This is a genomic window from Rhodococcus sp. T2V (genome assembly GCF_029269925.1).
Lineage (GTDB): Bacteria > Actinomycetota > Actinomycetes > Mycobacteriales > Mycobacteriaceae > Rhodococcus_F > Rhodococcus_F koreensis.
The window spans coordinates 114,671-116,328 of sequence record NZ_JARJBD010000002.1 but is presented as its reverse complement, the minus strand read 5'-3'; the positions used below and the strand labels follow the sequence as shown (position 1 = coordinate 116,328).

General features: G+C 69.4%; 2 protein-coding genes. One reads left to right on the top strand and one right to left on the bottom strand.

Annotation, left to right across the window (positions count from 1 at the left end; all coding sequences use genetic code 11):
- Window positions 1-70: 70 nt before the first annotated feature.
- The gene (locus P3H15_RS02840) at window positions 71-1,006 is read right to left on the bottom strand and encodes an RNA polymerase sigma-70 factor (RefSeq protein ID WP_276135846.1); all 936 of its coding nucleotides are present in this window, start codon (window positions 1,004-1,006) and stop codon (window positions 71-73) included.
- Window positions 1,007-1,162: 156 nt separating this feature from the next.
- Here P3H15_RS02840 and P3H15_RS02835 point away from each other — a divergent pair, with 156 nt between their 5' ends.
- Window positions 1,163-1,648, top strand: coding sequence for a carboxymuconolactone decarboxylase family protein (locus P3H15_RS02835; protein WP_276135845.1), 486 nt, complete (start codon window positions 1,163-1,165; stop codon window positions 1,646-1,648).
- Window positions 1,649-1,658 lie beyond the last annotated feature (10 nt).

Here is a 1,658-nt window from a genome sequence, read left to right as displayed (position 1 = left end):
CCACCGAGCGCCCGTGGTGGGAAGGCTCCGCGCCTTCCCACCACGGGCATCGTCAGTTCAGGGGTCCGACTCAGCGGCTCACCGCGGTCTCCCGCTCGACCCGCGACAGTTTCTCGGGGTTGCGCACGATGTAGAGCCCGGTGATCTTGCCGTCGTCCATCCGCACCGCCACGACGTCGTCGATCTCCCCGTCGAGCCGGACGATCAGTGCAGGGGAGCCGTTCATCTGCACGGGTTCGACCGACACCTCGCCGCCGATCCGGGGCAGGCCTGCCGCCAGCAGGCGGCCCACCTTGTCGGCCCCGACGATGGGTCGCAGCACGGCCTGCTTGACTCCGCCGCCGTCACCGAGGAGGACGACGTCCGGTGCGAGCTGGTCGAGCAGGCTCTGCAGGTCGCCCGTCTCGAGCGCCCGTTTGAACGCGTCGAGCGCATCCCGGGATTCGGCCGGGGAGACGACGCCCCGCGGCCGGCGCGCCGCGACGTGCGCCCGCGCCCGGTGCGCGATCTGACGGACGGCGTCCGTGCTCTTGTCGACGGCGGCCGCGATCTCCCCGTACTCCAGAGCGAACACCTCACGGAGCACGAACACCGCCCGCTCGGTCGGTGCGAGCGTCTCCAGCACCAGCATCATCGCCATCGACACGCTGTCGGCCAACTCGACGTCCTCGGCCACGTCGGGCGAGGTCAGCAACGGCTCCGGTAGCCAGGGGCCGACGTAGGACTCCCTGCGCCTGCCGAGTGTGCGCAGCCGGACCAGGGCCTGGCGGGTGGTGATCCGCACCAGGTAGGCCCGCTGATTCCGCACCGTGCCCAGATCGACGCCCGCCCACCGCAGCCACGTCTCCTGCAGGATGTCCTCCGCGTCGGCGGCCGAGCCGAGCATCTCGTAGGCGACGGTGAACAGCAGATTGCGGTGCGTGACGAACGCCTCGGTGGCGGCATCCGAACGGGCATCGGTCCTCCCGCCGCGATCGTCGGGCGTGGTCTGCGACGTGCCGGCCATGGGTGGCTCCTCTTCGTTCTCGACGGTGTCACACACCAGACACCGGAACCCGCCGTTCTGTGACAACCGGACGGGAGCGGTTGTCACAGAAATCGGGCGGCCGGCATCTCATGCTCGTTCAGTGCAGCACACGACACCACGAGTAAGGACGAAGTCATGGATGCTCGATTCAATCTGTTCGCCAACGAGATCGCCCTGAAGTTCGGCAAGCGGTTCGCGGGCGCCGCCCTGACGATCGATCAGTCGCCGCTGCCGAAGGCCACCCGGACACTGGTCGAGATCCGGGCCAGCCAGATCAACGGCTGCGGCTTCTGCACCGACATGCACACCAAGGACGCGGCGGCCGCCGGCGAAACCCCGGTCCGGCTCAACCTGGTCGCCGCATGGCGCGAGGCCACCGTGTTCACCGAGGCGGAGCGGGCCGCGCTCGCGCTCGCCGAGGAGGGAACCCGGCTCGCCGACGCACATCACGGCGTGTCCGACGACACCTGGGACCAGGTGCGCAAGCACTACGACGACGACCAGATCGCCGCCCTGGTCTGCCTGGTTGCCCTGATCAACGCCGCCAACCGGATCAACGTGATCGTGCGCAATCCGGCGGGGACCTACGAGCCGGGGATGTTCGCCAGCATGACGCGCTGATCGGCAGGGG

Coding starts and splice junctions, on each gene's coding strand:
- P3H15_RS02835 (WP_276135845.1), top strand. CDS start 1,163: ATGGATGCTCGATTCAATCTGTTCGCCAACGAGATCGCCCTGAAGTTC.
- P3H15_RS02840 (WP_276135846.1), bottom strand. CDS start 1,006: ATGGCCGGCACGTCGCAGACCACGCCCGACGATCGCGGCGGGAGGACC.